Genomic DNA, 25,169 nt, shown 5'->3' with positions numbered 1-25,169 from the left:
ACCATGATGAGATTGTTGGCTGCAGCTTTGTTAGTCGCAACTAGTCCAGTGATGGCTGAAACGATCCTGGTAGAGCCAGGAGATGGCCATAGGTTCGTTGGCGATAAGTTCAATGCGCGGGAGGTAAATCAAGTTCTCTATGAGGACAGGCCCTGCAAACTTCCCTTGGTAAATGCCAAGCACATGCGCGAGTACAGCACAAAATCAATCGCCATACCCATGAAAGCATGCTGGGGCAGATTGATTGGAGGGGACGTCGCAATAATTCTTGAGAATGGGGACTCTTGGAAGTCGCCAGAAATTGCATATGTAACCACAAGCGTTGATAAAAACGGTTCTGGTGTAGTTACAAAGTCTTTTTACAAGAAGAAAAACTAGCCATATGGCTTGACTGGCCCAGGATCGCCAATAGCACCAGGAGTTTTACTGTTGATCAGTTCTTTGCTGAAGATTGTCGCATCCACAGAAACACATATAACGTCCGTATACCATTCCTGACCGCGAGTATCACCAAAACTATTAGCCATCAATACCTTGTACATTCCGTCTGCATCAAGATCTATCTGGTTCTTAATGATCTCATTTGGCGCCTGATCTCGAAGTGCTACCCCATACCGATACTGTTGGACACTAGCATTATCGATCTTCAAGAGTCGGCCGATCTTAACGCTTGGGTTGAGAAGCATACGGACCTCAACGCCGTTCTGAGTCTGCTCTGGAAGCCCGACCATCCCCGACTGATAGTTCACGACAATTGCATCCCCCGGGAGGTATGCAGTGTTCGGGATCAGCGTTACTCGGCCGTCCTGGATACTCCAGCTGACGTCCTGGGTCCGCTCAAGGTCGTCTAGGACATTCCGGGTCAGCCCGAACATGACTTTTCCGCGCGGGAGTCTGTTCTGCGATAACTGGGGTGCTTCTCCCATCGTTACGCCGCGATCACCCATTACCTTCACAACAGCATCAAGCTGATCCTGTGCCGTCGATCCAGCAGCTAGGGTCATGTTGATGACAGACCAGTTATAGGCACTGTCGCCGTCAGCAGCGGTGATATCGAGATAGGTGTCAGTCTGGCTCTCACGACCGCGGCGCACCTGCTTGATCGTGCCATCGAAGATCACCCCGTAGTTTCCGGCATAGCCGGCCTGCAACACGACGCGCCCAAACTCCTTCAGCTGGGACTTCTTCGCAGTAGCCGCACTGACGTTGTACACCCGGATATCGGCTGTGTTGGGCGTGCTGATCGTACCGCGTCGAACAGAAAATCTGATCCGAAGGTCCGATAGATCGATGGCTTCGGTATCGCTGCCGATCTTGAGGCTGATCTGGCGGAGGTATTGGGGTACGCTCATGGATTTCCTCAGGATGATCAAAAATGCTCAAAAAGGGACTCGTTATGGGCTGTGTGCTAGCTGCCCTGTCTGAAAATTCCTACGCTGGAAAAGATCCATACAAAGTGAACCTGGCAGCAGAAAACCTTCCAAACCTTGTCTCAATTTACAGTGCGATGAATAGCATGTGCCGGGACCGTCCAGATGCTGAACTAGAGTGTGCACGTCGAGATGTCGCAGCTGCTGAAATGAAAAACCGCGGATGGTGCTGGGGCCCGGACAATGTGGCTGGTTCAGAAAAAGAGTGGATAAAATGCCAGCTCCAAGCTCAAACAAATATGCCGTCTGCCGCCTCGGTAAATGACATCGAGTGCCAGAGAGAATTGTCCTGCTGGGGAGATAAGAATTTCGCCATTGCATCGGCAACATGCCGACGCGAAATAGAGAAGCTGGCAAAATACTCATTCAAATGGACTGATGGATTTACAGACTTCAAATTTAGCAAGTATCGATGGTCCAACCAAAAAAATCTTATTGTCACTTACATCGGTGACAAAATTCAGTTTCAAAATGGATTTGGCGCATATGAGGGATTTACATATGAATGTGATTTCGACACGCTCAATAAGTCCGTAAAAAATGTTATTGCAAACCCTGGAAGACTCTAGTCATTAGTCCACCAATACAGATGGGAGCCGACCCCGAGATTATCGAAGGTCGGTACCGCATCTGGGTCGTCAGTGGTCTGGCACCAGAGCACGCCACCAAGTCCAAGGTATTCGTATTGATCAAGCAGGTTGGTACCTGTCACCAGCGGAATGCCTTGGATGATTGGATTTCCCGCAGCATCAGAGATATCAACAACCCATCCGCCATCCGTTGCATTTCGCCAAGCCACAGACATTCGGTACTGAACACCCGATAGCGTGATCGTGAATCGCTGAGGACTTGGCGTCAGCGGAATTTCGAAGTTGGCCATCTATCCCCCGCCATCTGGTGGCTGCCAGCCTCCAGGGGCCGGGAATGATTGTGCTACCTGCTTATCGCCGGCGTTTTCTGTTTCAGCTGTACTTGCAGGAGAGGCCTGATCACCTCGAGGTGGTAGGGTTGTGGCTGACGTACTTACGATCAGCACCTGACGGAACGTCGCCGTCACCATCAGCGTGTACTCGCTGGAGGGATCGGTGGTCTGTGTAAGACTGCGCATCAGCATGTTCGTGTAGACACGCTTGCCAGTCGAAACATCAAATGGAATGCGCGACTGCTGTAACGCTAGGAGCTGGTTGTACACCCCAGACACATAGTCAGAGCCGAATGCATCGCCGCCCGTGATAGCAGAGAAAAGCCCTTTCACGCTATCGATTACCCCGGCCAGACTGGCATTGCTCCAGCCACACCTGATAACTACCTCGGGGTTCTTCTTGTAGGCATGGTCGGTGATCTCGGCGCCTTGCTCTACAGGGTGATCAGTGATCTGCAGTTCATCTGTACCAACCTCCTCCAGCGTGACATGCGCAACGATGCTGTCGATCGACCGTTTCGGATCGATCGTGATGAATCCTGCAAAGTTGGGCATGTCAGTTCACCGGGTTGCTAAGGTTTCGACGCATATCTTGTGTGACCTGCTTCTGAGCTCCTGCTACAGCACTGGCGGTTGCATTAGGATCATTGGCGCCATACACATTGATCGTGGTGGTCTGGTTGAGTTGAGATGCGATCTCACCTCGATTGCGCGCCTCGCGTTCAGTATCGCGAGGGCGAAGCCAATATTGAGAACCTATCTCTGCTGCAGCTCTTGAGTTTTGTGCAGCCCTCATCAGCTTCCCAGCCCTCTGCTCTGCTCCCTGTGTCAGTTCATAAACAGCAAACTCCATCTGCTTGAACTCATCAGCCCGATCATCCCGGATGTTAAAACCTGACCATTTCTCAAAGTTTTTCTGCCGATCCGGGTGCAATTGGAATATGCCCCTGGCAGCTCCGCCATCACCAATAGCCTTTGGATCGAGATTACTCTCAGCTATCCCGTTGGCGATCATGCCTATTGCCATCTCTCGGCTTACTCCGAGAGACTCAAGAAAGTCCGTGTAAAACGACGCCCTATCCTTATTGGATGCCGAAGCCATCACATCCTTTTTGGGACTGCCAGCATGTACTCCGGCCATGATTTCATCGGCACGTTTCTGTACATCATCTTCCGATGTTCCTCCAAACCACTTTCTCCACCATTGGTTCTCAAACTGCTTTCGAGCCAAGGCAATAGCAGCTTCCCGTGAACCGGCCATAGCCTGATCCTGGAGCCCTTGAGCCTCCTTGCTGCTATCAGACACATCCCCTTTCAGCAGGAGACTTGCAGTGGCAACGGATGCAATACCGCTCCCAAGCCTGAAAAATGCTGAAGCCAGCTTAGTAATTCCAGCTATGACAGCAGTAGCACCAATCGCATTGAGAACCCAAAGGAGGGCCAGCAATTTGGTACTCCACCCATCAGTGGCAGTATCAAGATCTACGAAGAACTGCCAAATCTGCTGGAGATATGGGCCTGCTTTCTCAGCCATTTCCACCAGTTTTATAACGATGTCGGCAACACGGTCAGCGATCATCGGCGCGTTCTTCTCGAACCACTCTGAGAACCGCGCCAGTTCTGGACCAAGACGCTGCATCAGCGCAGCTTGCACTCGTATCGAGAAAGACTCGAACTGCAGCATCAAGCCACGTAAAGCCTCCATGAATGCGTGCGCATCCTTTGAAGCCCGGTCAAGTCCGCTTCCTGCAAGTCGCTTGCGATTCTCTTCAAGCTTGCGACCAAAGTCGCCGCTGATGATGGCTCGAAGCGTGTTGTCATCGATACCAAGAATCCCAGCGTATTGCTTGGCCTGGTACCAGGGCATGCTACGAAGACGATTACCGAGACCAACCATCAAGTCTGCTGTATCGCGAAGCTCGCCATTGGCTTCTCGTGTCTGTACGCCGATCCCCTGAAGAAATCTCTCACCACCAGGGTTCTCACGCAGGAACCGCGCCATCGACTCAAGAGAGCCGCGCGCTTCAGATGCCGAAGCACCCAAATCCCGGGCAGCATACTCAGCTGATTTGATGCTTGTGGCAGAAGAACCAATCCGCTGGGAAGCGAAATAAAGGCCTTCCAGGTTAGATGCGAAGGCTGAAACACCAGCAGCAACCGCCAATGAAGCACCAGTGATAGCTGTCACTAGGTTTTTTACAGCCTTGGTCGCGCCATCCACACCATCGGTGAATGACTTCATACCTTGCTTATCGACCTTGAAGCCGAGGCCAACAAGGAACTCTCTCATGACCTCCTGATCAGCCATTGATTCTCTCCTGGGCTATCCGTGAGCGCTCTTTGTTCTCTGCGCGCACAAGAAGCGCATCGTTCATCTTGGCTATGTCAGCAAGATCTAGGGTTCCATCAATCAGCGATTCATACCGGCACATGCCCTCCATAACTGGGAGCAGTAGCCAGTCTTCACCGCCTGGGAGGCTGGCCACTTCAAACGTTACGCCTGGGGAGTACTCTGGCCGGTAAGCATCCCTTTGAAAAAAGGGCCAAGGGATTCCTTGATCACCCGGAAGCACATCTGAATCATCGAACCAAGGTCGATATCATCGAACATGCAGACCGCGCCGCGGTTGCTCCAGATCGGCGCCCAGGAATCGCCCTGCTTGCGCTGGACGGCGCCAAGACATGTCGACAGGATGAACTCCGACGACTCGTTGTCCATGTTCGCGATGCCCTCAGCGAAAGGGGTGATCAGTTCTGCCATTCCGGCCAGATCACCACTTAACGGGTTCTCGCCGCTCGACTTCTGCAGCGTCATGAACACAGGGATCAGGGTTGGAATGATCGGTGCAACCTTGCGAGACAGATGCCATTGATCGAAGACCGACAACTTGCCGATCTTGTAGGTAATGTCATTGAGTTGGAACTCGCTCATCAGTAAGTCCCCAGCAGGCCATCGATTTTCACGGCGTCAAACACCCATTCAACGATGTCGCCGTCTTTGCGGTAGTTCAGGTCAGGGCGCTTCTTGAAGGCGCAGGACCTGGCCACCGTGGTGTCGCCGCTCGAGGAGTTGGTGATGGTGATCAGGTTCTGTCCCCATAGGGATGAGCTCAGCGACTGAGCATCGTAGAGCGCCATCAACTGGGCGTTCTTGGGCGAGGTCTTCAGCAGGCGCACTGTGACCTGACCGGACTTGTCGGCGTGCAACGAATGCATGCCTTCACCATCCGCACCGATGGTCATGGTGTTCTTGTCGCCAGCTGCGACGATCGAGATGCCCTCTTCAGCGTTCGCGGATCCTGAGCCCAAGTCGAGCACAGCCCCGGCGCCCACCAGCGTAGCGTTTACATCGAGGAACGAATAGGTTGCCATGGGTGATCAGCTCCGATCAGCGGTTGACGTTGATAATTACGTCGGCGAAGTGAACTGCACCAGCCAGCTTTACCGCCGACTGAAGCACTGTGGACTTGCGCGCCTCACGGTCCGCCTGGGACTGAGAGGCTACTGGAGGCGCATAGGTGTAATAGCCAGTCGAAAGGAACTGGCCAGTAGTCAATGCGCCAAATGAGGGGCCATTCCACTGTCCTGGAGCAATGAGTCCGTTTACTACCCCCTGTTCATGCCTGCTGTTGACGGTGGTAACGAGCCGATTCATGCCCCTATCCGTTTGAGGGGTCTTGGGGCCCGTGTACAGCACGTTCCACACTGCGGTTTGAACGTCGTTCTGCAACCAGTCCAGGCCGTGTACCTCGTCGAAGAAGTACCCGTTAGCCATCACGCCTTCTTGAATGATCGCGGTGTCGTTGTCGTAGTTGACGAAGACATTGCAGTTCTTCGCCTTCAGGGCTGCAGCCTGGGTCGCGTTCAGGCTCTCGGCAGTAACGCCTGGCTCCTGCTTGAACTTCAGGGTGATGGTGGTGTTGTTGCCCTGGAAGTTAACAGTGAACGCCCGGCCGAAGATCGACGCAGTGGCGTATGGGCTGGAGCTCGAAAACTGGGTAAAGGTACGCTTGTAGTTGGCGGCCTTAAGCTTCGAGGCGATGTCAGTAGTGATCGATCCGTCCAGAGTCTGTGGGTTCTGTGTGGTGTACCCGAAGATTCGAGACTGCCCTGAGCCTTCGATGAAGGCCGCAACAGCCAACACGTCATCAGCGGAAATCGATGTATCGGCCACCTGCAGGCCATACCAGGCATTCGACATCCCGGCCAGAGTGGTAACTGCGTCCAGCAGAGACTCAGCGGCAACGCCATTTACAGGCGCAGATGCAAGAGTGCTGTTAAGGCCAAGTAGGGCCGATACATCTACTCCGGACGCCGGAGCGGATGCGTAGCTGATGGTCGAGGTTGTGCCAGTGGTTGCGCTCGTGACTTCGAAGCGGCTGAACGTGGCATTCCAAACGCAGGTGCCTGCCGTCGACAGCTTGGTGTTCACGATCGACGCCACGCCGTTCAGGTTCGTTACCCCCGAAAAATCCATTGCAGTCAGGCTCTTTTCAGTGCCGTCGATGGTGATTTTCATCGCACCGGTGGTGATGGCGGTGAAGTTTGCGATCTCCTGCTGTTCAGCCGATAGCGCGCCGCCCTTGAGCAACGCCGACGTTGCGGTCTTAGCCCAGCGCCCTACAAAAAGGGTTTCCGGCTGAGGCGACTGACTGTAGTAAAGGTTGGCGGCCAGGTACTCAGGGGCGGTGTTGCCAAAGTCCGACACAACACCATCCAGGTTCGAGTACTGACGAATTCGTTCGGTTACATCAACCACAGGCGAAGCGCCCAGAATCAGCAAAGCGCCGAAATCCCGGGTGGCTGCCGCCTTTGGAGACATGACGATCTGGACGCTCACCACGTCCGAAACGGCGAGAGTTTGCATTGAGTTCTCCAATGGAGTCAGCCGGTGATGATTGGGGTATCAGCGGACAGGATGTTGAGCACCTGGTAGGTGCGGGTGATCTTCCGGCGCAGGCGAATGCGCAGGTCGTAGCGGCGAACCCATTGCTGGTTCACCAGTTCAGGCGCAGCGATCAAATCGCCGGCCTCGACGAATGCCATGTCCTTGGAGCGAAGCATTTCGCTGTTCTGAGGGACATACATGCCGTCGCTGAGTATCTGGCCGTACGCCTGGGCATTTGGGCCGTAGAACGTGGCCAGCAGGATGATTTCCTGATGGCGTTGGTACTTGTCGTGGCCGTCTTCGATTCCGATGTGGTCGATGGCTGAGTTGGCGTCCTGCCTGGTCGACATCACGCCGATCGCGCACCAATCGACGCTTGGCTCTGGCTGCTTTGGGTTTCCAGGCTGCCAGCGAGGCCGCACGTACTTCCCAGGAATGCTAGTGATCCCGGAAACCATTGCTTGCAGGGTATCTTCGAGCGACTCATCGGTAGGCGTAGGCGCGCCTTCCGGCGCCAGATAGCCACCGGTTGCTGAGGTGTTCGCCATGGGTCATCCCGCCAGAGGTTTGAGATCGCAAGAGGCGGCCACGAAGCCGCGCCCGAAGTGGCTGTAGTCGTTGACGTTGGCCACGGTGTAATCCCGCCCCTGCCAGGTCACGATGTCAGCGATGACATCGTCGCCGTCGCCGGCCGTGAGGCGGAACATGGTATGGATGGTGATGGAGCCTTTCTTGCGCTCTCCGCCGGCAATGCGCTCAAGGATGTCGCCCTTGTCGCTGGTTACCACGCCAGCAAAAGGCGTAGCGGTCACGGCGTTGGTCGCTCGACCGTTGTCGCCTACTGATTGAGTGGAGCGCTTGCAGACCAGGCCCATGTCCATGAAGTCCGGATCAAGCAGGACCTCTGTGACATCGAGCAGGGCCATGGCTATTCCTTCTTGCGGATGACGTAGGTTATTGAGTTGCGCAGCTGGCCGGTATTGACCAGCGGCTGAATGCCGGCCTCATCCTGGGCCTCCTCGGGCGCAGAGCCCGAGGCGATCAGTTCCAGGTAGCGCTTTTCCGAGGCCCGCATCGACTTGGTGCCGCGGGCCTTGTACCGGTTGCGGATGGTGCTGGGCGACAGCGGCGCGAACTCGCCAGAGTTGAGCTTGTTGCGTGCACCGGTTGAGGCGATCAGGCCGGCCGCATTAAGCGACAATTCCACCTTTTCGCCCTGGCCATTCAAAGCCGCCTTGGCCGCTGTCTGCAGGTGATTGGTGATGCTGGCTCGCTGCTCCTCCACCCCAGGCTCCAGGAAGGGCCGCGCCGGGATGTTGGCCTTGGGTGAGCCGTATTCATGGATGTAGCCGATCTGCGCGTTGTTGAGTGGGGCGCCCGCCTCGTCATCGTTTCGCTCGGCTTCAGTCGCCGGGATGCCGACCAGAACCTCCTGGCCTGCCAGCTTCTGGATGGCATGCAACACGCTCGCGACGTTGTCCTTGGTCACCTTCAGGCTCATAGCTGGAACCCTCCGGTGCCGATCATCCTGGCCAACTGTAGTAGTTGGATGCCATAGGTGGTCAGGTTAAAGAACCCGCCGTCCTCGAGCGACACCGCACCGCTGTCGTAGCTCACACTGACCTTGTCCACCGACTTGCTGTTTACTGGACCCTTCACCTGGCCGCCAGTACCACCAGCTGCAGCGGTCTGCTGGTTGCCAGCGGCGACGGTCAGGTTGTGAGCCACGAACAGCTCAATGCCGATGTTTAGGTAGTCGCACCACCGATCAGGCGGCAGGACATTGATGGCCAAGCCCATCCAGAGATTCACCGCAGAATCCGGGTACTTGGTGGTATCGGAAAACTCGGGGAAGTCCTCGCGGAACTTAGCTGCATCCATGGTCCCGTCCTGTATCAGGCGTCAGCGTTGGCCTTGGCCACTCGCTCGCGCAGGGTTTCGAGTTTGATGTTGCCGCCGACGTTAATGCCCTTGGCTGACAGCTCAGCGATGAGGCGCTTCTTCTCTTCCTCTTCGCTTTCGTCGACGATTTCTGGCTCCAGGTGGGCCTGGACGAACCAGTGATCGATGTGTTTGTCATCGATCACCTGGGTGCCTGCCGCGAAGTCGATCACACCGTCAGCGGTGTTCAGCTTGAAGGGCTTGATCACATTGCGCTTTGCCATGATGAAGCCCTCAGATGCCGTCGCGGTAGCCGATGGTTTCCGGGTAGACCACTTCCGTTACGCCCAGGCGGCCGTAGTAGGTAGTGATCTGGCGGATGCCGCGATATTCCAGGGGGGTACGCTGCAGCGGCACCATCGGGAAGCGGACGCGGTCCTGCTCGTTTGTGTACGCCATCATGCGGTTGGCGTTGCTCACGCCACGGTTGGTCAGCCACTTCAGCGGCTGGATGTTCAGCGGGGTACCGTTGATGGAGTTCGACAGGCTGTTGACGCGCAGGAACTCCAGCACCGAGATGTTACCGGCGTCGGAGACGATGCGGCTGACCAGTTGGCTGTAGGCCACTGGCGGCAGGCGCAGTTCGCGCGGACAGATGGCGAAGCCCGAAGCAGCCCATACGCTGTTCAGCAGATCGTTCACGTCTGCCAGGATCTGTGCTGGGGTTGCGGTGGCCCAGCTACCAGTGATGGCGTTACTGACGTTGGTGACCGAGGCCGCATTGACCAGCCCGGTGACGCTGAGGTCCGAGTCGCCCACATAGACCATCTCGTCGATGTCCATGTTGTGCTTGAGCTGCATGCCAGTGAACTTCTGCGAGTCGACCGGGCGGCCCAACTGTTGCGCAGAGGCCAGTTCAGGGAGGGTCCACGACAGTTCCATACCCCACAGGGTCAGCGGGCTGGCGGTCTTGCCGATGTCCAGCGCCAGCGAGGCGATCGAGCTGGAGTCCTTGCCGATCCATGCCTTACCGGTTGGGCTTGTACCACCGACAGCGGCGAAGGTGCTGTTGGTGAAGCTGGAAACTTCATCAGCGATGGATACGTCTTCGCGCAGCATGATGTCGCGCGACCAGGTCACCGAGGCCAGTGGGCCGTGCAGGTTCTGGTCCAGACGCTCCAGCTCGCCGATCAGGAAGACACCGGTGGAATCGATTGTCTGCGCATCGAAGGTCATCATCGAGTCGCGGGTGTGGGCGCGCTTGATCGAGCGCGGCAGAATCAGATTGCTCATCGAGCGTTCCCCTTAGATGTTGTAGGCAATTTCGACGTTGCCAGATGCATCAGCAGCGCCCATGAAAGTTGCAGTGGTGATGGCCACTGTGTTGGTGCTGTCCGCCGCCGCTTCGATGCCGCCGATGGGCTTGCCGGCTGCTGCAGCGGCAACACGTACGTAGACGGTGCCGTCTTTGGCCGCGGTGCCAGCATTCAGCTTCACGGTCGTGTAACCGCGGCGCAGGACATCTGCTATGCCCCTGGTTGGCGGGGTCGAAGTACCCAGCGGATCGGAGCCGGAGCCACCGGTGATTGGGTACGGGCGGACCAGCAGGCCGTACTCGGCGCCAGCAGTGTCACCGGCACCGAACGGCACGAACTTGTCGCTGACGATCTTGCCGAACAGGCCGAAGCCGGAGAACGGCAGGGATGGGTTCAGCATCACCGGCTCGATGGTGGACTGGCTGGCACGGGTCACATCACCAGGGATGCCCGCCGGCATGCGGTAGAGAAATGCGTTGCTCATCGGGTATCCCCTTACTTTTTCCAGAAGGCCTGGTTGGCATTGTTGATTTCAGAGATCGACCGGGTGCGACCGAAGTCCTTTGTGTTGGCAGTTACGCGAACGCCCTGACTGTTGTTACTGCGCTTGGCCAGCTCACTGGCACCAGCGAACGCGGCGGACACCTGGTCGGCGGTCATCTTGTCCAGCGCACGTCCCATCAGGAACGGTTCGACAATGGCTTTGCCGCCTTCGGTGTCCATGGCCTTGCCCAACGCTTGGCGCTGGCATGCGCAGATGTGGTCGCTGGTCTTCACCTTGGCGTCGCGGGTGGCGAACGTGATGCCCGGGGCCAGGATCTCGGCTCGGGAGCGCAGGTCGGTCAGCAGGGCGGCGTCGCCAGTGTAGGTCTTGCCAGAGGCCTCACTGTTCGACTCGGCTTCCTCGGCCTCCAGGACGGTATCCTTGGTCTTGGCCTCGTCTTCCTCGTCGTCGTCCTTGGTCAGCTCGTCCATCTTGCCTTCCATGTCGCCAACGCGGGCGCCGAGGGCATTGACGGCCTTGAGGATGGCGTCGAGGGTCGCAGCATCGCCGGTCTTGGCTTTGCCGTTGCCCTCTTCTTCCTCTTCCTCGTCCGCGGTTTCCGCTTCCTTGGCCAGGGCCTCGGCCGCTTCGGCATCCTTGGACATGAACGCCGCGCGGATGCGATCGGCGAAGCTGCGTTTCTGTTTCTTGCTCATGGTGTCGGAGTCTCCGATTGCGCATCGCGGACCACAGCGGCCACGCTCTACCAGTGCGACGTGGTTTCCCACGATGTTTGTCTGGCGGCCGCGACCGACTGCCAGTTGTTCGTATTCGGCGTCATAGCCGCAGGACACCTGCCGCAGGCCGTTGCGGACGTCCTCGATGGCCTGGGCGTCGGTTATCAGCAGGTCGGCCAACATCAGGTCGTTCTCGACCCCTTCGCCGCGGCGGACGTTCTGAGTGATCCCCATACTCAGCTCGCGCCAGTTGCTGGGGTTCACGAAATCTTCGGGATGGGCCAGGGTGACCGGCTTACCCTCGAAGCTTGCTATGGTCTCGGGACGGAACACCTCGTCGGCGTTACGCTCGATGGTGACTAGACCTCCAGAGCCGCCCTCAATCAGCGGTCCGTCTTCGTTGACCAGCTCGCTCTCGTCGTAGAGCAGCGTGCCGATGCGGGCGATGGGAACGGCCTCGCACAGCAGAAACCCTTCAGGGGTGACGCTCTGCCGTGCACTCAAGCGCTCAGGCGCGAACCAGCGCCCGGCCTCGTCCTGGGTACGTGCTTTCATGGTTTTCACTCTGGAATGACTGGCTCTGGCCAGCACCTGCAGTTGGGTAGGCATCCGGCGTGGCCGGTCAGCTTGTCTAGCGTTGGCGGGTCGCTCCAGTACACGAACTTCCCTTCCATGGCCTTGTGCGATGAGCGCACGTCGCCGTCGTGGGATGTCCGCCAAATGTAGCCAGTGCTGCCGGTCGCCTTCGCGCGCGCCTCCGTGAGCGTGGCGGCGGTGCGGGACACCTCGGTCCGCGCGATCAACTGGGCGCGACTCTCGGCAACCTCGCCAGATCGGCGAATCTCCTTGGCAACCTCGTTAGCTCTGGTGCCGTCCTCGATGCCCTTCAGGGTAAGGTCATGCACGCGCTGTGCGGCCTCGATAGGGATGCTCTTGATGAGCGTCACCTGCTCAGCCAGCAGGCCGCGCATGGCGGCCCCTGTGTCGGCATTCAGGATCTCGTCGCGCAAGGCCTTGGACATCTCCGACGATCGCTGCGCCCAGGCTTTCCGGTCATCCTGGTTGACGTCGGCGATCATCCGGCTGGCCGTGGATACCGCCCAGTCGTTGAGCAGGTCCGAATACCGGCGCAGGATCTGCGTGATGGTCGGGTCAGCGGCGGGATCACCTGGCGGGAAGCCGTTGATGATCGCGCCAACCTGCCGGGCAACCTGGGTCAGGCTACGCTGGTACTCTCGCTCCGCCCGGCTCGTTCTCACCGGGTTTCGGCGTTTCTTTCGGTCCAGGGTTCGCATTCGGCAATTCCAGGCCTTCGACACCAGGCGGCGGATCGTTCTCCGCTTCCTTGATGTCCTCGTCGGTGATGTTCGACCAGAGGCCGGTGGTTTGGCTGGACTGGCGCAACTCTTTCAGGGCAGTCACGCGGCTGACAATTCCGGAATCGAATGCCTGGACTACCGAGTTGGTGTCCTTGGCGCCGATCTCGGCCTTCTCGGTGTCGGTGAGCTGCCACAGAGGAACGAACTTAAAGTCCCAGCCATCTCCCATTGGTTTGCCCAGCTCAGAACGAGAAACCACCTCAAGCAATGTGGTAGTTCCGGGTCTAAGGTCTCGGTCCTGCCATGCGGCCACATTGTCGTAATAAGTGCGTAGTTCGCTGTCACCGGAGCCGTTGAGCCCTCCTGGTGATTGCCCAAAAAGTCGCACCAAAGGTGTCTGTAAGGCCCCTGAGATGTCCTCGCCGAAGCTGAGCTTTATTTCCGCAAGCCCAGAGAAGCTGTATTGATGCGTCTCGAATTCGTCCGAGGCATCCATGACGGTCATGCCTTCGTTCGATTGGTATAGGCGGATCATCTCCATCTGCTTCACGAACGCTTCGAAGGCCTTGCCGCCCATGGCGATTAGCTCGCGGAGCTTTTCGACCTTGTAAGTGCGCAGGTGGGCCTTGTAGACCAGCTGGGCCGCACCAGAGCAGACGCTATCGAACGCGATCAATCGATCCCATAAGCGCTCCAATACCGACTGACCCCATCCGTTTTCGGCAATTCGCTGCCAATATGGGAGCTGAACACCCTCAAGGCGAATTACCCGGGAGTAGTGAATCTTCTGGTTGACCAGTGCCTGAGCGTCAGCCAAAACGGTGTAGAATCTGGGCTTGCCCAGGTGTGGGCCGTATTCTGTGACCAGATCCTCCAGCGACGGCTGAATAACCCAGCGGTCTAGGACCAAAAGGCCCTTGAACTGACCCTTAGCAATTGAGTCGAGCCTGAGCGGGGTACTGACGTTCTGTCCGTCGATCAGCATTACAGCGATGGAGCCGCCGTAGAGCCTGGACCATTTCACGTTGTCGCACAGGCTGTTCCAGATCTGCAGGCGCTCCATTGCCTGGTTCAGCTTGTCCTTCTCCTCGGGGTCCATGTCCGAGATGATCTCGATGCCGGCACGGGTCATGTCCTGGGCCACTAGGTCGACCGCCATGCCGGCGATCCAGCTGGAGCGGTACACCGCTTCCATCTGCACGCGGTTGCGGCTGACCAGGTCGAAGGTGTAATGCGATGCGGCGTTCTGATTGTTCGCTTGAAGCCCTACGCGCGCGGCGAAGTTCTCGAAGCTGTCGCCAGTCATGAAGGATTTGCGCGCAGCATCAGTCTCGGCAGCTACTTGTGCGGCTCGCGCCTTGATCTGATGTTTTTTGCTCATCCTGCCAACCTTCTCCAGACTTCAATGGCGTTGCCCGAGGCAACCATGTCGTTGATTGCATCGCACATAGGATCGATCTGGTCGTCGTGCGCGTGCGTATCGTTCGGGGTGAATGCCTCGCACTCAGCAACGAAGTCACTGGTGAATGGCGCGTCCTCTGGGATGCAGACCCTGCCGGCCTCGATGTACCCGACAACGTCGAGAACGCGCGTCAGCTTGTCCTTCTGGCGCTCGATGGGGAGGATCGGGATACTGCAGGTGAGGCGGATGTCTTGGATTAGGCCTGTGCCACTGGCCTTGTCCTCGACCGCCATCGCCCGAAGCGAGCCGAACTGGTGAGTGTCGAAAGCAAGGTGCTTGTTCCAGAACTCCACGGCACGCCGTTTAAGCTCTGGTGCTTCCCACTTCCCGCGGATCATGTCCAGCAGGTAGGCCTTCCCATCCTCTCCCTGACCCCAGCATTCGAAAACGCTGTAGTCGTTGTGTTCTTTGGTCTTCTGCGCGGTGTCCGCGAAGATCTTGCGATAGTTGAGCACCGGCAGCTGCTTATAACGCTGCATCCAGGCGCCCTTGATGATCCCGCCACCGAGCGGGCTGGGCCGCTGCTGGTACTGGCCGGAGAACACATAGGGGTTAGCTGCCCGCATCTTCTCGAGCATCTCGACTGTGTGCTTCTCTGGCCACAGTGGCTGGCCCGTGGATTCGTCCAGCGCAGATAGGGACAGCAGCTCCCATTCCTCGCCGTTGCCGCCACCCAGCAACCAGCCGGCCAGGTCCTTCTCGTGCAACCGCTGCATGATCACGATGATCGGCGTGTTGTGCGGGTCGTTCTTCCGCGACTCAAGGGTGTTCTGGAACCAGTCCAACACGCCCTGGCGGATCACGTCGCTGTTCGCTTCGTCGGCCTTGTGCGGGTCGTCGATGATGATCGCGCCGCCAAAGCCCGGCCTGTGCTTGCCCGCGCCGTAGCCGGTGATGGTGCCGCCTGAGCCGGTCGCGTAAACGATGCCGTTCTGGGTGGTCCGCCATTCATGCTTGGCCGAACTGTCCGAGCGAAGCTGAGTTTCAGGGAAGATCTCGCGATACGCCTCATGGGCGACCATCTCGCGGGCCTGCCAGGCGTTGTTCGATGCCAGCTGGGCCGCGTAGCTGGTATGGATGAACTCGGCGTCGGGAACCTTGCCCAGACACCAGGACATCCAGTTGATCACCGCCAGCTCCGTCTTGGAGTAGCGCGGCGGGATGTTGATCACCAGCCGCTTGCACTCGCCACGGAAAACACGCATCAGCGCATCGCAGACCATCTTGTGATGCGGCGCACGCATCCACTTGAAGCCCTTACGCTGCAGGAACATCCAGCGGGAGAAGAAGTAGAAGTCAGCCCGAGCTAGCTGGATCGCCGCGTAGCGCTCTTCTGCTGCGGCGGTCATCGCTACACCTCGTCGTTGATCTTCCTCGCAAGCCTCTCCAGCTGATCATCTGAAAGCGTTGCGGCAAGGAGCGGTGCACCGTTGGGCCCGCTCATTTCTACCTTGTCCTTGAACATGCCGAGGTGGCGACCGATATCGACCAGGGCGCCCTTCTTGTCGTGCAACTTGACCTTCAGGCCGTCACGACCTTGGGATACCTCAGCAATGGCGGCAGCAGTGTCGTCGTCTACCTCGGTCGAATCGATCAGGGCCAGGCCATGGTACGGAACCATGTCATCCGGACCCTCGCCATCGGAGTCGACCATGCGAACCATCGTCTCGCCCCAGCGAACTACCTTGCGGATGTCGCTGAAACCGATCTTGGCAAGCTCTCGCAGCACCATGTCCTGAGTGATCTCGGTGCGCTCCGATCTCGACTTCATGCGCTTCTGTATCTCAGCCTTGATGACAAGTTTTGACATGTTCTGGTCAGCGATCTGTCTGGCAGTCCTCTCGCTATACCCGGCACGGATCGCAGCCTGCGTTCCATTCAGGTCGATCAGGTACTCATCGACAAAGCGCTGCTGTTTGGGTGTCAGCGCCATATGATTTCCTCGCGCCACAAAATGGCACTTGTCTGTTTTGTGGCGCGCTTCAGCCAAATACGTGAGCCCTGCGCGCCCAGGCATAGGCAACCACCCCAGCGTGAAGCATCACGCCGAACGGGTTTACCCAGTGGCCCTGGATAGCAGTGACGAACGCGCCAAATGCACCGATGGCGACCATGTAGAAAGCTGCACTGAGCAGCGGCTGATCGATCGGGCGAACCTTGCGTAAGTAGTCACATGCAGCGATCACAACAAGCACACACAGAAAGGCATCTGCGGCAGTAAGCGCAGAGCTCAGGAAGTTGTTCATTAGACAGCTCCTGTAGCGCCAAACTTTCCTGCCAAGGCTTTCAAGCCTGGGATGATGTTCATAGCCAACAGGCCGATCAGGAATGCAACGCCGTATTGAGTTTCACCACCAGGCTCGAGCTTGAAGAAGCTAATAGCCAGGGGAGTACAGAAAACTGCTGATGCGAAGCCAGTGAAGAACGCCGCAATGGCTTGCTTGCGGGTGAGTCCCTGCAAGAATGTCAGCGACAGGATTGCGCCACCAAAGGCGCCAAGGAATACACCGTACTTCACCAGCAGCACACCGATAGCAGTAGAACTGGCTGGTTCTGCCATTGGAGTCTCCGGGGAATAAAAGGCCCGGTGTGAACGGGCAAAGCGCAGCTAGAGCAGCACCAGGAATTTGGGCAATAAAAAACCCGACGCTTGGCCGGGTTTCTGGAGAGGTTGCCGTAGGCAAAACTCTAACGATGGGGAAAAGTTACTGCCAGCCGTGCATTTTGTCAATACGTTATAACGAAACTGTTTTACGCTGCCTCTTTCATGATTTTCATGGCTTGGGATACGGGCACCAATGCGGCTTTGTCCAGGTCATTGCAGGCGTTGAAGCATGCAGTGATGAACTCATCCCATTCGCGGGCCCACGCGCAGCTATCAAGTTCAATACCGTGCTCTTTCAGAAGCCATCCTCTGAATGCTTCAGGGTTAGGGCATGGATCAACACCTTCGCTCTGGCCACCCTGGTGCATGCGGCGATAGCGATGAAGAACCCCGGCAGCCACATAACGGGCCTTTTCGAACTTCTTGGAGTACATCCGCGGGCCCATCGCATAAGCGACCCTGAATAGGGCCTCCTCTGCCTGCTCCTTGTCGTCATCAGTGGCCATAGGGCTGTACATGTGATTACCGAATGCCTTGAGGTGAGGCGGAAGAGTATCCATGGCCTGCTGCACCCGGCCTGCAATAGCCTGGTGCGCAGCGTGTGCTGCGTTCGTCATGCGATCAGTCTTCTGCACCAGTCGACCTAGCAAGCCCATCTCCTGGAGCACTGCACCCTGGCTATCGCGCCGAGTGTAGAGGCTGTCATGCCAGGCCATCCGGGCCGAGTTGAGTTTCATCATTGCTTGGCCCTCTGGCGATTGGAACCGAGTAGTGATTTCTGGCCCTGATCTAGATGCCAGTCGAAGCGTTCTTTGCAGCCGGTGGCGCACTGGCGCATGTTCAGGCTTGGAAGATTGGTCATTGGTTCGCCGCAGTCTGGGCAGCGCTTTCCACATCCGTTTTCAGTCATGCCACTGCCCTCTTGAGTTCTCTGATCATTGCGCGGAATTTTGTCTTGATGGCTTTGATCTCTTCCACTGTGTACTTGCACGGAGCGTGCAGGCCTTCCAACCAAGCCACCTTCTCAGCGCCGATCCGCTGAACCAATCGGATGCGGTACTCGACGGCATTCCCGGAGAGGTTCCGGTTGCACTTCACGCACTGCCGGTGGATGTTCAGCGGCTCGAAGCGCAGCTCCGGGCAGGCGCCCACGGATCGGTAGTGGCCGGCGTCCCAGCGGCTGCCGGTCATGAGGTCGCTGTCGTTCGGCATTGAGTCGCAGCTGATGCACGGCAGGTGTGCGTCACGCAGGCGTACGTACTCATTCACCGCGGCCTGGGCTTCACGCAAGTGACCCGCTCTGCTCTTCAGCTTCTCCTTGCGGACCTTGATCTCGGAGCGCTCGACCTGGGCCAGGGCCTTGCGGGCCTTCTCCTGGTTCTTCGGAGCGTCCAGAATCGCGCACGCCGGGCTGCATACAGCCTGACCCAGGCGCGCAGGGACGAATGAGGCCCCGCACTCTGGGACACGGCACTTCTTGGGCTTTCGCTGCTTGGCGATCATGCTGCCTCCCCGAAGTCGATCCGCATCTTCATGTACTCACTGTCCTCAGGGTGCGAGAGGTAAATTCCGTGCTCGTTGGCCCACATATCCACGCAGGTCATGAAGGCGTGCATGGCGCCCTTGTCCAGCTCGCTGGTATGGCGAAGCTCGTGGCGCTCAGTGACTTCGCCTGTCTTGAGGTTGATGTCACGGATCACCTCCTCGCCCAGGAACGTCTGCTTCAGGTTGCGCTTGACGTGCTCCGCGTTCATCGCAGCGCCAGTCGCGAAGGTCGTCTTGCCCATGCGCACGAAGAACTGGGCGATCTCCTCACACCACTTATGGAACAAAGCGTTCTGAGGAAGGCTGCGTCCTGCACCGGTGATCGCCACATTGCAGGGGAAGCCCTTCTTGCGGATCGCGGCCTGCAGCTCAGCAAGGTCGCTGATCTGGTTGATGCGGATCTTCTCAGCCATGGGTCACCTCCACATCGCGGCACTGTTCGCAGTACGCCAGGCGGCCGGCGTGAGTCAGGTAGTAGCCGGACACGGTAACGATACCCATGCGCTCACTACCGAACTCCAGATATCCAAACTCTTCCATCTCCTTGGCCAACTTGGATTTGGTCTGAAATGGCAGACGACCTTCGATCTCAGCGGAGAAAACCTTTTCCAGCATGTTGAACACGCTTTTGGCCATACCTGTCATGGCTGCTCTCCCTTGCTCATGACCGCATCGATGGCCATCTCCAGCTTCTCACCCGACGGCAGCATTCCAGGTCCGATAGATCCGGCAATCACCTTGTACTCAACAATCCCGCATCGATCGCGAAGCCACCGGTACCGCTCTGCATCCTTGCGCAGCGCCTCGTTCTCGGCCTTGGCATCCCCCAGCCGGCGCTCATGCACATCGCAGAGGTGATCAACTCCCCAGCGTACCTTTTCCACAAGATCGGCTGCGCTGAGGTATTCAGCGTTGTAGCCACCAGCGCCAAGAGTCGAAGCAATGGCGCGCATGCCTTCGTCGAAGCACTCGATTTTTGCAGCCAGAGACCCGTTCTCGGCTTTGAGCTGGTCGATCTCGCGCAGAGTCTTGCGGGCCTGCTTCTGCGCCCTGGATGCGTCCTCGCCCATGCGCTTGGTGCTGCCGCGCATGCTGCCGTTGTCGACTTCCAGCCGCTCGATCTCCGCGAGCAGGGTCAGGACATCGGCTGCGCGAACGGCAAGAGCAGGGAAAGGGTTGCCGCCGCCACCAGGATGGTTGTTGGCAATGGCGCGCTCAGCCAACGCCTTCAGCTTCTCTTTGTCGATGGTCATGGCTTCACCTCGTCAGCAGTGGCTTGGCGCCATGAAAATTGGCAAGTTCTGCAGTGCTTTTTCAGATGATCCTTTGCCGCTTTGTGCTGCCAGAAAAACTCGTATTGGCTGGAGGTTACGAATTCTGTTTCGATCTTGGTGCGGCCGGAATGGTTGATCAGTGCGTTGGCTGGTACGAAAGCAACCACTATTTCTTGGCCTAAACATTTCGGACATACGCTCATATCCCAGCCTCCAGCGCTCGATAATCGGCAATCCTCTTGACCAGTTCTTCTTTGTCCATGCCGAGCGCATCAGCGATGTACTGACACACCTGGGCAGCCTCAGAGCGGCTGAAGGTAACCCCTTGGCCTGGCTTCCATTCGGTGAGAGCGCGCAGGGCGTCGTAGGCCTCTGTGTATGGATATCGGCTCATGGCTTTACCCTCAGGCCCTGGGCCTCGATGGCTCTCTTGCATGCGAATAGCGCGCCCATTCCGTCAGCTGTTGGACGCTCAAGCTCTGGCAGTTCGATCTCCACGGCCTCGCGGGAGGCTTGCCATGACTGCCACATTCCCTCAACAATCCGATTGCCGTAGATCTCGCCATTCCAGCTGGCCAGGGTCCGGTCTTCTGGATCTCGTGCATCGTCATGCAGGTGCCAGCTGTATCGATCCTTGGCCCACTGCTCGAACTGCTCGCGCATCTTGTTGGTGTCCATCAGAAACCCTCCTTGCGTAGGCGCTCAGACTCGCCCTTGAAGACGAGGCCAATTCCCCTGCCCTCGCGCAGACGGTCCACAGAACGATCACCAAGCACCTCGCCGAGTCGGTCAAAGTCCAGGTTGGAGATCACTATGGTTGGGCGCTGGTCTTCGTAGCGTCCGTTGATGACGTTGAACAGGGTTGCCAGCTCGAACTCGCTTGGCTTGGTAGCGCCGACCTCATCGATGATCAGCAGATCGGGCTCGACCAAACTCGCGAAAGCCTGGGCCTCGGTGTACTCAGCGTTGTTGCCGTAGCTGCCCTTGATGTACTGCAGCATCCCGGCGACGGTGCGATAGACAGCGGTCATCCCAGTGCGGAGCATGATTGCGCCAGCGGTGGCCGCGGCCAGATGGGTCTTTCCAGTGCCAGGGGTTCCGGTCATCACGATGCAGCGGCCGTCAGCGCGGTGCTGGCGGAACTGCTCGGCGTACTGCTTGCAGCGGGCCAGGTTGTGGCGCTGGTTATCGGTCTCGGCGCGGTAATTGGCGAAGGTCTTATCCATGAACCGGCGAGGGATCAGCGATGCACCCAGCTTGCGCTCCAGACGGCTAGCAGCGATGCGCTCCTGGGTGGCCTGTTGGTCGATCAGCTCCTGAGCATCACGGGCTTCCTGGGCGCAATCAGGGCAGCCACTCTGCCCCTGCTTGCGGATGATCACGGCGAACTGACCGTGCTTATCGCAGTTTCCAGGCTGCTTCGCGATGACTCCAAGGCGCCGCTCGATGTCGCACACTTCGAGGTTTAGAGGGTTAGAAGTCATACGAACCATCCTCGTTCTGGATGCGTCCAGCGGCGTGGTCAATCTGATGCAATCCGTGATGGCGGGATTGCATGGCCGGTTGCTGACGGTTGTCACGAACGCGATTGATCACCCAGGATGCTTTGAACCCCTGCCAGCCAGCGGACAGCGCCTCGGTGATGGCGGTCGATGCCGAGATTCCGGCATCGGCACACTTGGCCAGTTCGGTGTTCACGGTCGACCAGACCGTCAGGGTTACCGCGGCCTTCTTGGCCTTGCGCTGGGCCAGCCAGTCGGCGAGGAGTTGCTCAGGCACCTGGTGCGGATTGTCGGCCAGCAATTGGGCCAGTCCGAACGGAGCCTTACGATCAGGTTTCGGCTCAACGGGCAGCTCGCCCTGAACCTTGGGGGGGGATGTAATATCTTCCGAAGGAAGATTTACATAGGGGGTTTTATTCTTGGAATAAAGAAGGGAGTCGGCTGTTTTGGTCTGTTTCGCAATAGATCCGATTCGGACGATTTGAGCCGAATCAGACGATTTGGCCTGTTTCGGATCTTCAACGAATACCCATTCTTTCGGGTCGCACAGACCAATATCGCCGCGGGCTCCGCCATCACGGAACAGCACACGACGTCGCAGCAGGCCCGAGATGGCCTTTGAAACAGTGTCAGGGTGGATATGGGTAGCCTTAGCAATTGCCGTGGCTGGAATGCGCTGTGCGCCCTCATTGAAGTTCAACGTAGCCTTGGCCACGTACAGCACGATCTTCATCTCGCGAGCGGACAGGTTGATAGCCATAAGGCCATCCATCAACTGATTGTCCATCCGGGTAAACCCCCCGGTATTGCGTAATGGGACGATGTTTGTCATGATTTCTCTCGCTTACAGCGTTATCGAATCAGCCGACCTTGCCCGTCGGCTTTTTTGTGCCCGGCCTCCGGGCTTATCAGGGCCTGCTCAGGCCCTCCTTTGAAACGGTGTTACCGTCCCCCTTGGATTGCGGGGTTTTGTACGGTTGGCCAGTTCCCTTCGAATCAAATCAGCGGCAAGGGCTTCAGGGGTAACCCCCCTTCTCTCCGCTTCCTGCTCTAGCTGCTCCATCAGCTCCTGATCCAACCCGACCTCTTCAGTCGGCATAGGCCCTCCTTCGGGCCTTCAGGCCACGTACTGATCGCCGTTATTCTCGGAAGTCAAAGCAGCCAGTTGCGCCTCGAGCAGTTCACGGCATAGAACAGCGCGCTGTGTGCGGTGGAACTTGGCCAAGGCCTGAATCAGTTCAAAGGTGTCCTCATCGACCCGGACCTTGATCTCGCGGTCATGCAGGTGTTTGGGGTTTGCATACATGCGTGGATTGCTCCTGGTTTCAGAAATGGTTAAGCGGCGGATTTGGACGGCGCGGCATCAGCGAGAAGTCGTGCCGCCTTGAATCCCTTCCCCTTGGCCTTAGCCAGAGAGGCGATTTTTGCTGCGTACTTGGTTTCGCCGGTGTACTCGGTTCGCGGAAGACAGCCAGAAGCAAGCCACTTGTAGATGGCGCGCGGCGTTTTCCCGCAAGCGAGCGCAACAGCGGCAACACCGCCTGCGTCTTCGATTGCCTTCTTGAGTGCCTGCATCTGGGCCTCCAATCTAAATATGAACTGTAAGTACATATTATGTCGGAACTGAAAGTACATGCAAGCGCATGCGATATTGAACCTATGGTTCAGATCGAAGAAATTAGAAAGGCTTTCGCTGCTCGCCTAAAAGAAGCTCTAGCGTCTAACGGCCTTGCAGAATGGGGGGCTGGTGCTCGCCTAGCCAAAATGGCTGGAGTTACTCCAAAGGCATCCAGCAAATGGATGAATGGAGAGTCAATGCCGGGGGGAGCAAAAATGCTCGCCCTCGCCAAGGCTTTATCTGTGCGTGTTGAATGGCTCGAGTACGGCCGAGGTTCAATGACTGATAGCAAGACACCTGACCCCATCCCGACGCCTCAGGATGACTCGCTATCATTTCGTTATTTTGACCTTCCTAGTGATCCTTCCTACACCGGTATCAATCAGCACACAGCTCGAGCTGCGGCTGGCGATGGCGAGGAAAACACGCACGTCGAGATCCGGGGTATTCTGGCGTTCAAATCGGAGTGGCTTCGCCTGAATAGGCTGAATCCTAAGCACCTGGATGTGATCTATGCGAACGGCAATAGCATGGAGCCCACAATCAGCAGTGGCGACGTGCTGCTGATCGACAGATCCAAGATCGAGCCAAAAGACGGCCAGATTTTCGCGATGTACAGCGAGGCCAAGGGCACTATCGTCAAGCGCCTGATCCAGTCGGATTTCGACGGCTGGCTCATTCGAAGCGACAACCCGGACAAGACGAAGTACGGCGACCAGACCTTGAGTGATGAGGACATCAACGAGGTCAGGATCATCGGGCGCGTGGTCTGGCGTGGTGGGATACTTTAGAGAATTCCTCGGTTGATGCTCTCATGCTCGATTAAGCAAATAGGATAAATCAATTGGTCCACCGCGAATCTGAATGCTATTAAAAGCGCACAAGGACCGAGTAACCCGCGAACAAAGCATTGGTTACGATGTCAAAATCTTGAAGGTAAGCCGCAGGACGCGGGTATCAACAAGCGAAAAGCCATTTTGGCAATTCGATCCAGAAGCACCACTAGGGAGATGAGGAAGCTATGAATATGAATACTATCCGAGACGAATACGAAGGGTTCTAACCCATTGATGCTCTCAATGTAGCTCCAAAAAGGAGGCTCCGGCCTCCTTTTTTATGCCTGGAGAAAGACATATATGGAATTGGTTTTAAGTTTTTGGGGATGGCTGACTGAGCTTTTTGGAAGCAAGGGCTTTCGTGGGTTCTTGATAATGACTGGCGTGGTTGTCGCTATTGCTTCGGTAATCAGCGCAAGGAACACTGCCAGAAAAAAACAGACTGCAGATCTGCTTTTTGGTACCAGGTCAGACGAGAAGCTGAGCGATGGGTACAAATGCCTCCAGCGACTTCACAATTCTGATGACGCAAATATGAGAGCGCTGACAAAAGAAGACAAAAAAAATTCTGAGGATGCCAACCAAATTCGCTACGTACTCAACCATTGGGAGCGGGTATTCGTAGGGCTTAGACAGGGCATCTATGATGAAAAAATGCTGAGAGAAGCCAACTACAACACCGTGATCAAAACCTTCAATCAAGCACGAGCATATATTGAGGCTGTAAGAGAGTTGGAGCAGAGGCCAACCTACTACCAGTGCCTTGAGCGTGCTGCAAAAAGGTGGAAGAGAAAACCACTGGCGGTACTGAAAAAATGAACCTAGCCCGGCCCAGCGCCGGGCTTCTTGTATCTGCCCTACCACTCCGATCCGGCTCTGAACCCGCTACAGAGTCGCCCTAGCCGGTCCTGACACCATCACCCCTTCCAGCTTGACCAATTCATGAGCCCGCCTAGCGCGGGCTTTTTTGTGCCCTCAAGAAAAATATGTACTTTTGGTACTTGACCAATGTGAACCATTGGTACATATTTTGTCCATCGAAGCAGCAAACACTGCTTCTGAGGGCCTGAAAAGACCCTATCAGCAAAAGGTTTAGCGAGGTCGAGCCTCAATTCGACCCACGGGTAAAAGCGATCAGTGATCGCGCCTCGACCCGGCCGGAGCAGCTTAGATCCGTGCAAGAACAAGAGTGCAGTCGGGAAGAGCCGCGGACTGCTTAACAACAAGAATGGGGGCTACCGCACCAGTAGTGCCGAACCCCAAGGCGCAAGACAGCTAGAGGGGTGCTGATTCACTCCTCTTCCTGGTTTTACAAATGCCTCTCCAACCCCGGGAGGCATTCGAAAGCCA

Annotated in this window: 38 protein-coding genes; 4 read left to right on the top strand and 34 right to left on the bottom strand. The window is 57.1% G+C overall.

Going from position 1 to position 25,169, the window contains the following annotated elements:
• Positions 1-3: 3 nt before the first annotated feature.
• Complete coding sequence (locus H7A76_RS30660) at positions 4-378, top strand: hypothetical protein (RefSeq protein WP_185701983.1); 375 nt, start codon at positions 4-6, stop codon at positions 376-378.
• On the opposite strand, the gene H7A76_RS30655 is transcribed toward H7A76_RS30660, so the two are convergent.
• Positions 375-1,352, bottom strand: coding sequence for a phage protein (locus tag H7A76_RS30655; protein WP_185701982.1), 978 nt, complete (start codon positions 1,350-1,352; stop codon positions 375-377). The genes H7A76_RS30660 and H7A76_RS30655 overlap by 4 nt on opposite strands.
• Before the next feature lie 23 nt (positions 1,353-1,375).
• Between H7A76_RS30655 and H7A76_RS30650 the strand changes: the two genes are divergently transcribed.
• Positions 1,376-1,999 (top strand): hypothetical protein, encoded by a 624-nt coding sequence (locus H7A76_RS30650; RefSeq protein WP_185701981.1) that lies wholly within the window; start codon positions 1,376-1,378, stop codon positions 1,997-1,999.
• Here H7A76_RS30650 and H7A76_RS30645 read toward each other — a convergent pair.
• The 33 genes from H7A76_RS30645 to H7A76_RS30490 all read right to left on the bottom strand — a co-directional run bounded on the left by H7A76_RS30645 (position 1,996) and on the right by H7A76_RS30490 (position 22,940).
• Positions 1,996-2,310: a phage baseplate plug protein gene (locus H7A76_RS30645; RefSeq protein WP_185701980.1), complete on the bottom strand. Its 315-nt coding sequence runs from the start codon at positions 2,308-2,310 to the stop codon at positions 1,996-1,998. The genes H7A76_RS30650 and H7A76_RS30645 overlap by 4 nt on opposite strands.
• Complete coding sequence (locus H7A76_RS30640) at positions 2,311-2,907, bottom strand: phage baseplate protein (RefSeq protein ID WP_185701979.1); 597 nt, start codon at positions 2,905-2,907, stop codon at positions 2,311-2,313.
• 1 nt (position 2,908) lies between these two features.
• A complete protein-coding gene (locus tag H7A76_RS30635; protein ID WP_185701978.1) occupies positions 2,909-4,660 on the bottom strand; it encodes a phage tail tip lysozyme in 1,752 nt (583 codons plus the stop codon).
• On the bottom strand, positions 4,653-4,784 hold the full coding sequence (locus tag H7A76_RS32915; RefSeq protein ID WP_409519231.1) for a DUF6889 family protein: 132 nt from the start codon (positions 4,782-4,784) through the stop codon (positions 4,653-4,655). The genes H7A76_RS30635 and H7A76_RS32915 overlap by 8 nt, the downstream gene beginning before the upstream one ends.
• A gap of 62 nt (positions 4,785-4,846) precedes the next feature.
• A complete protein-coding gene (locus tag H7A76_RS30630; protein WP_185701977.1) occupies positions 4,847-5,284 on the bottom strand; it encodes a phage tail assembly chaperone in 438 nt (145 codons plus the stop codon).
• The gene (locus H7A76_RS30625) at positions 5,284-5,724 is read right to left on the bottom strand and encodes a phage structural protein (protein ID WP_185701976.1); all 441 of its coding nucleotides are present in this window, start codon (positions 5,722-5,724) and stop codon (positions 5,284-5,286) included. The genes H7A76_RS30630 and H7A76_RS30625 overlap by 1 nt, the downstream gene beginning before the upstream one ends.
• Positions 5,725-5,740: 16 nt before the next feature.
• Positions 5,741-7,219: a DUF3383 domain-containing protein gene (locus H7A76_RS30620; RefSeq protein WP_185701975.1), complete on the bottom strand. Its 1,479-nt coding sequence runs from the start codon at positions 7,217-7,219 to the stop codon at positions 5,741-5,743.
• 17 nt (positions 7,220-7,236) lie between these two features.
• Positions 7,237-7,788 carry an LIC_12616 family protein gene (locus tag H7A76_RS30615; protein WP_185701974.1) on the bottom strand — a complete coding sequence of 184 codons (552 nt, stop codon included), beginning with the start codon at positions 7,786-7,788 and terminating at the stop codon, positions 7,237-7,239.
• 3 nt (positions 7,789-7,791) lie between these two features.
• On the bottom strand, positions 7,792-8,166 hold the full coding sequence (locus H7A76_RS30610; RefSeq protein WP_185701973.1) for a hypothetical protein: 375 nt from the start codon (positions 8,164-8,166) through the stop codon (positions 7,792-7,794).
• A 2-nt stretch (positions 8,167-8,168) separates the two neighbouring features.
• On the bottom strand, positions 8,169-8,741 hold the full coding sequence (locus tag H7A76_RS30605; RefSeq protein ID WP_185701972.1) for a hypothetical protein: 573 nt from the start codon (positions 8,739-8,741) through the stop codon (positions 8,169-8,171).
• A complete protein-coding gene (locus tag H7A76_RS30600) occupies positions 8,738-9,121 on the bottom strand; it encodes a DUF4054 domain-containing protein (RefSeq protein WP_185701971.1) in 384 nt (127 codons plus the stop codon). Before H7A76_RS30600 ends, H7A76_RS30605 begins: the two co-directional genes overlap by 4 nt.
• Positions 9,122-9,135: 14 nt before the next feature.
• Entirely contained in the window at positions 9,136-9,405 is a 270-nt protein-coding gene (locus H7A76_RS30595) for a hypothetical protein (RefSeq protein WP_185701970.1), read from the bottom strand.
• A 10-nt stretch (positions 9,406-9,415) separates the two neighbouring features.
• Positions 9,416-10,414, bottom strand: a complete 999-nt coding sequence (locus tag H7A76_RS30590; RefSeq protein ID WP_185701969.1) for a DUF2184 domain-containing protein — start codon at positions 10,412-10,414, stop codon at positions 9,416-9,418.
• 12 nt (positions 10,415-10,426) lie between these two features.
• Complete coding sequence (locus tag H7A76_RS30585; RefSeq protein ID WP_185701968.1) at positions 10,427-10,921, bottom strand: hypothetical protein; 495 nt, start codon at positions 10,919-10,921, stop codon at positions 10,427-10,429.
• Positions 10,922-10,932: 11 nt separating this feature from the next.
• On the bottom strand, positions 10,933-12,213 hold the full coding sequence (locus H7A76_RS30580) for a DUF2213 domain-containing protein (RefSeq protein WP_185701967.1): 1,281 nt from the start codon (positions 12,211-12,213) through the stop codon (positions 10,933-10,935).
• 5 nt (positions 12,214-12,218) lie between these two features.
• A complete protein-coding gene (locus H7A76_RS30575) occupies positions 12,219-12,953 on the bottom strand; it encodes a phage minor head protein (RefSeq protein ID WP_185701966.1) in 735 nt (244 codons plus the stop codon).
• Positions 12,880-14,358: a DUF1073 domain-containing protein gene (locus H7A76_RS30570; RefSeq protein ID WP_185701965.1), complete on the bottom strand. Its 1,479-nt coding sequence runs from the start codon at positions 14,356-14,358 to the stop codon at positions 12,880-12,882. Before H7A76_RS30570 ends, H7A76_RS30575 begins: the two co-directional genes overlap by 74 nt.
• On the bottom strand, positions 14,355-15,788 hold the full coding sequence (terL, locus tag H7A76_RS30565; RefSeq protein WP_185701964.1) for a phage terminase large subunit: 1,434 nt from the start codon (positions 15,786-15,788) through the stop codon (positions 14,355-14,357). The genes H7A76_RS30570 and terL overlap by 4 nt, the downstream gene beginning before the upstream one ends.
• A gap of 2 nt (positions 15,789-15,790) precedes the next feature.
• Positions 15,791-16,372, bottom strand: coding sequence for a terminase small subunit (locus H7A76_RS30560; protein WP_185701963.1), 582 nt, complete (start codon positions 16,370-16,372; stop codon positions 15,791-15,793).
• A 49-nt stretch (positions 16,373-16,421) separates the two neighbouring features.
• Positions 16,422-16,685, bottom strand: coding sequence for a hypothetical protein (locus H7A76_RS30555; protein ID WP_185701962.1), 264 nt, complete (start codon positions 16,683-16,685; stop codon positions 16,422-16,424).
• The gene (locus H7A76_RS30550) at positions 16,685-16,999 is read right to left on the bottom strand and encodes a peptidase M48, Ste24p (RefSeq protein WP_185701961.1); all 315 of its coding nucleotides are present in this window, start codon (positions 16,997-16,999) and stop codon (positions 16,685-16,687) included. Before H7A76_RS30550 ends, H7A76_RS30555 begins: the two co-directional genes overlap by 1 nt.
• A gap of 191 nt (positions 17,000-17,190) precedes the next feature.
• Positions 17,191-17,784 (bottom strand): hypothetical protein, encoded by a 594-nt coding sequence (locus H7A76_RS30545; protein WP_312026276.1) that lies wholly within the window; start codon positions 17,782-17,784, stop codon positions 17,191-17,193.
• A gap of 166 nt (positions 17,785-17,950) precedes the next feature.
• The gene (locus tag H7A76_RS30540; RefSeq protein ID WP_185701960.1) at positions 17,951-18,547 is read right to left on the bottom strand and encodes a recombination protein NinG; all 597 of its coding nucleotides are present in this window, start codon (positions 18,545-18,547) and stop codon (positions 17,951-17,953) included.
• Positions 18,544-19,002 carry a recombination protein NinB gene (locus H7A76_RS30535; RefSeq protein ID WP_185701959.1) on the bottom strand — a complete coding sequence of 153 codons (459 nt, stop codon included), beginning with the start codon at positions 19,000-19,002 and terminating at the stop codon, positions 18,544-18,546. Before H7A76_RS30535 ends, H7A76_RS30540 begins: the two co-directional genes overlap by 4 nt.
• Positions 18,995-19,234: a hypothetical protein gene (locus tag H7A76_RS30530; RefSeq protein ID WP_185701958.1), complete on the bottom strand. Its 240-nt coding sequence runs from the start codon at positions 19,232-19,234 to the stop codon at positions 18,995-18,997. Before H7A76_RS30530 ends, H7A76_RS30535 begins: the two co-directional genes overlap by 8 nt.
• Positions 19,231-19,842: a hypothetical protein gene (locus H7A76_RS30525; protein ID WP_185701957.1), complete on the bottom strand. Its 612-nt coding sequence runs from the start codon at positions 19,840-19,842 to the stop codon at positions 19,231-19,233. Before H7A76_RS30525 ends, H7A76_RS30530 begins: the two co-directional genes overlap by 4 nt.
• Entirely contained in the window at positions 19,839-20,066 is a 228-nt protein-coding gene (locus tag H7A76_RS30520; RefSeq protein ID WP_185701956.1) for a hypothetical protein, read from the bottom strand. Before H7A76_RS30520 ends, H7A76_RS30525 begins: the two co-directional genes overlap by 4 nt.
• Positions 20,063-20,257 (bottom strand): hypothetical protein, encoded by a 195-nt coding sequence (locus H7A76_RS30515; protein WP_185701955.1) that lies wholly within the window; start codon positions 20,255-20,257, stop codon positions 20,063-20,065. Before H7A76_RS30515 ends, H7A76_RS30520 begins: the two co-directional genes overlap by 4 nt.
• Positions 20,254-20,541 (bottom strand): hypothetical protein, encoded by a 288-nt coding sequence (locus tag H7A76_RS30510; RefSeq protein WP_185701954.1) that lies wholly within the window; start codon positions 20,539-20,541, stop codon positions 20,254-20,256. Before H7A76_RS30510 ends, H7A76_RS30515 begins: the two co-directional genes overlap by 4 nt.
• Positions 20,541-21,347, bottom strand: a complete 807-nt coding sequence (locus H7A76_RS30505) for an ATP-binding protein (RefSeq protein WP_185701953.1) — start codon at positions 21,345-21,347, stop codon at positions 20,541-20,543. The genes H7A76_RS30510 and H7A76_RS30505 overlap by 1 nt, the downstream gene beginning before the upstream one ends.
• Complete coding sequence (locus H7A76_RS30500) at positions 21,337-22,197, bottom strand: replication protein (protein WP_185701952.1); 861 nt, start codon at positions 22,195-22,197, stop codon at positions 21,337-21,339. The genes H7A76_RS30505 and H7A76_RS30500 overlap by 11 nt, the downstream gene beginning before the upstream one ends.
• 285 nt (positions 22,198-22,482) lie before the next feature.
• Positions 22,483-22,671 (bottom strand): hypothetical protein, encoded by a 189-nt coding sequence (locus H7A76_RS30495; RefSeq protein ID WP_185701951.1) that lies wholly within the window; start codon positions 22,669-22,671, stop codon positions 22,483-22,485.
• Positions 22,672-22,700: 29 nt separating this feature from the next.
• Positions 22,701-22,940 carry a hypothetical protein gene (locus tag H7A76_RS30490; protein WP_185701950.1) on the bottom strand — a complete coding sequence of 80 codons (240 nt, stop codon included), beginning with the start codon at positions 22,938-22,940 and terminating at the stop codon, positions 22,701-22,703.
• A gap of 84 nt (positions 22,941-23,024) precedes the next feature.
• Here H7A76_RS30490 and H7A76_RS30485 point away from each other — a divergent pair, with 84 nt between their 5' ends.
• On the top strand, positions 23,025-23,774 hold the full coding sequence (locus H7A76_RS30485) for a LexA family transcriptional regulator (RefSeq protein WP_185701997.1): 750 nt from the start codon (positions 23,025-23,027) through the stop codon (positions 23,772-23,774).
• 345 nt (positions 23,775-24,119) lie between these two features.
• Entirely contained in the window at positions 24,120-24,638 is a 519-nt protein-coding gene (locus tag H7A76_RS30480; RefSeq protein WP_185701949.1) for a DUF4760 domain-containing protein, read from the top strand.
• The last annotated feature ends 531 nt before the right edge of the window (positions 24,639-25,169 follow it).

It is taken from the genome of Pseudomonas sp. MSSRFD41 (assembly GCF_014230245.1).
Taxonomy (GTDB): Bacteria; Pseudomonadota; Gammaproteobacteria; order Pseudomonadales; family Pseudomonadaceae; genus Aquipseudomonas; species Aquipseudomonas piscis.
This window is presented reverse-complemented; position numbering and strand designations above follow the sequence as displayed.

Excerpts from the sequence above, each read along its gene's own strand:
- H7A76_RS30660 (WP_185701983.1), top strand. The coding sequence starts at position 4 with ATGATGAGATTGTTGGCTGCAGCTTTGTTAGTCGCAACTAGTCCAGTG.
- H7A76_RS30655 (WP_185701982.1), bottom strand. The coding sequence starts at position 1,352 with ATGAGCGTACCCCAATACCTCCGCCAGATCAGCCTCAAGATCGGCAGC.
- H7A76_RS30650 (WP_185701981.1), top strand. The coding sequence starts at position 1,376 with ATGCTCAAAAAGGGACTCGTTATGGGCTGTGTGCTAGCTGCCCTGTCT.
- H7A76_RS30645 (WP_185701980.1), bottom strand. The coding sequence starts at position 2,310 with ATGGCCAACTTCGAAATTCCGCTGACGCCAAGTCCTCAGCGATTCACG.
- H7A76_RS30640 (WP_185701979.1), bottom strand. The coding sequence starts at position 2,907 with ATGCCCAACTTTGCAGGATTCATCACGATCGATCCGAAACGGTCGATC.
- H7A76_RS30635 (WP_185701978.1), bottom strand. The coding sequence starts at position 4,660 with ATGGCTGATCAGGAGGTCATGAGAGAGTTCCTTGTTGGCCTCGGCTTC.
- H7A76_RS32915 (WP_409519231.1), bottom strand. The coding sequence starts at position 4,784 with ATGTGCCGGTATGAATCGCTGATTGATGGAACCCTAGATCTTGCTGAC.
- H7A76_RS30630 (WP_185701977.1), bottom strand. The coding sequence starts at position 5,284 with ATGAGCGAGTTCCAACTCAATGACATTACCTACAAGATCGGCAAGTTG.
- H7A76_RS30625 (WP_185701976.1), bottom strand. The coding sequence starts at position 5,724 with ATGGCAACCTATTCGTTCCTCGATGTAAACGCTACGCTGGTGGGCGCC.
- H7A76_RS30620 (WP_185701975.1), bottom strand. The coding sequence starts at position 7,219 with ATGCAAACTCTCGCCGTTTCGGACGTGGTGAGCGTCCAGATCGTCATG.
- H7A76_RS30615 (WP_185701974.1), bottom strand. The coding sequence starts at position 7,788 with ATGGCGAACACCTCAGCAACCGGTGGCTATCTGGCGCCGGAAGGCGCG.
- H7A76_RS30610 (WP_185701973.1), bottom strand. The coding sequence starts at position 8,166 with ATGGCCCTGCTCGATGTCACAGAGGTCCTGCTTGATCCGGACTTCATG.
- H7A76_RS30605 (WP_185701972.1), bottom strand. The coding sequence starts at position 8,741 with ATGAGCCTGAAGGTGACCAAGGACAACGTCGCGAGCGTGTTGCATGCC.
- H7A76_RS30600 (WP_185701971.1), bottom strand. The coding sequence starts at position 9,121 with ATGGATGCAGCTAAGTTCCGCGAGGACTTCCCCGAGTTTTCCGATACC.
- H7A76_RS30595 (WP_185701970.1), bottom strand. The coding sequence starts at position 9,405 with ATGGCAAAGCGCAATGTGATCAAGCCCTTCAAGCTGAACACCGCTGAC.
- H7A76_RS30590 (WP_185701969.1), bottom strand. The coding sequence starts at position 10,414 with ATGAGCAATCTGATTCTGCCGCGCTCGATCAAGCGCGCCCACACCCGC.
- H7A76_RS30585 (WP_185701968.1), bottom strand. The coding sequence starts at position 10,921 with ATGAGCAACGCATTTCTCTACCGCATGCCGGCGGGCATCCCTGGTGAT.
- H7A76_RS30580 (WP_185701967.1), bottom strand. The coding sequence starts at position 12,213 with ATGAAAGCACGTACCCAGGACGAGGCCGGGCGCTGGTTCGCGCCTGAG.
- H7A76_RS30575 (WP_185701966.1), bottom strand. The coding sequence starts at position 12,953 with ATGCGAACCCTGGACCGAAAGAAACGCCGAAACCCGGTGAGAACGAGC.
- H7A76_RS30570 (WP_185701965.1), bottom strand. The coding sequence starts at position 14,358 with ATGAGCAAAAAACATCAGATCAAGGCGCGAGCCGCACAAGTAGCTGCC.
- terL (WP_185701964.1), bottom strand. The coding sequence starts at position 15,788 with ATGACCGCCGCAGCAGAAGAGCGCTACGCGGCGATCCAGCTAGCTCGG.
- H7A76_RS30560 (WP_185701963.1), bottom strand. The coding sequence starts at position 16,372 with ATGGCGCTGACACCCAAACAGCAGCGCTTTGTCGATGAGTACCTGATC.
- H7A76_RS30555 (WP_185701962.1), bottom strand. The coding sequence starts at position 16,685 with ATGAACAACTTCCTGAGCTCTGCGCTTACTGCCGCAGATGCCTTTCTG.
- H7A76_RS30550 (WP_185701961.1), bottom strand. The coding sequence starts at position 16,999 with ATGGCAGAACCAGCCAGTTCTACTGCTATCGGTGTGCTGCTGGTGAAG.
- H7A76_RS30545 (WP_312026276.1), bottom strand. The coding sequence starts at position 17,784 with ATGATGAAACTCAACTCGGCCCGGATGGCCTGGCATGACAGCCTCTAC.
- H7A76_RS30540 (WP_185701960.1), bottom strand. The coding sequence starts at position 18,547 with ATGATCGCCAAGCAGCGAAAGCCCAAGAAGTGCCGTGTCCCAGAGTGC.
- H7A76_RS30535 (WP_185701959.1), bottom strand. The coding sequence starts at position 19,002 with ATGGCTGAGAAGATCCGCATCAACCAGATCAGCGACCTTGCTGAGCTG.
- H7A76_RS30530 (WP_185701958.1), bottom strand. The coding sequence starts at position 19,234 with ATGACAGGTATGGCCAAAAGCGTGTTCAACATGCTGGAAAAGGTTTTC.
- H7A76_RS30525 (WP_185701957.1), bottom strand. The coding sequence starts at position 19,842 with ATGACCATCGACAAAGAGAAGCTGAAGGCGTTGGCTGAGCGCGCCATT.
- H7A76_RS30520 (WP_185701956.1), bottom strand. The coding sequence starts at position 20,066 with ATGAGCGTATGTCCGAAATGTTTAGGCCAAGAAATAGTGGTTGCTTTC.
- H7A76_RS30515 (WP_185701955.1), bottom strand. The coding sequence starts at position 20,257 with ATGAGCCGATATCCATACACAGAGGCCTACGACGCCCTGCGCGCTCTC.
- H7A76_RS30510 (WP_185701954.1), bottom strand. The coding sequence starts at position 20,541 with ATGGACACCAACAAGATGCGCGAGCAGTTCGAGCAGTGGGCCAAGGAT.
- H7A76_RS30505 (WP_185701953.1), bottom strand. The coding sequence starts at position 21,347 with ATGACTTCTAACCCTCTAAACCTCGAAGTGTGCGACATCGAGCGGCGC.
- H7A76_RS30500 (WP_185701952.1), bottom strand. The coding sequence starts at position 22,197 with ATGACAAACATCGTCCCATTACGCAATACCGGGGGGTTTACCCGGATG.
- H7A76_RS30495 (WP_185701951.1), bottom strand. The coding sequence starts at position 22,671 with ATGTATGCAAACCCCAAACACCTGCATGACCGCGAGATCAAGGTCCGG.
- H7A76_RS30490 (WP_185701950.1), bottom strand. The coding sequence starts at position 22,940 with ATGCAGGCACTCAAGAAGGCAATCGAAGACGCAGGCGGTGTTGCCGCT.
- H7A76_RS30485 (WP_185701997.1), top strand. The coding sequence starts at position 23,025 with ATGGTTCAGATCGAAGAAATTAGAAAGGCTTTCGCTGCTCGCCTAAAA.
- H7A76_RS30480 (WP_185701949.1), top strand. The coding sequence starts at position 24,120 with ATGGAATTGGTTTTAAGTTTTTGGGGATGGCTGACTGAGCTTTTTGGA.